Annotated in this window: 1 pseudogene; it reads left to right on the plus strand. The window is 56.6% G+C overall.

Annotation, left to right across the window (positions count from 1 at the left end):
- Positions 1 to 194 (plus strand): annotated as a pseudogene (locus ACQ4LH_RS21775) (hypothetical protein); the annotation flags it as partial.
- Between the last annotated feature and the right edge of the window lie 38 nt (positions 195 to 232).

The raw sequence follows: 232 nt of genomic DNA on the forward strand, positions 1-232 counted from the left end.
TGTATAAGAGACAGATTGCCGTGAGCGACTGGGTGCTGCTGGCCAAGGCCGATAGCACCATTGCGTTGAATAGCCTGGATCAGGCCGGGGCATACCGGATCGGCGGTTATCGCAATGATGCGATTTCGCAGTTCCTCATCGACCGKGGCGGGGCGGGACAAAACAGCCTGCAGGACAAAGACTGTCTCTTTTAAACATCTCCCAGCCSCCGAGAMGAAAWGAGCGAACTCGG

The sequence above is a fragment of the Pseudomonas peli genome (assembly GCF_050563605.1).
GTDB lineage: Bacteria > Pseudomonadota > Gammaproteobacteria > Pseudomonadales > Pseudomonadaceae > Aquipseudomonas > Aquipseudomonas peli_A.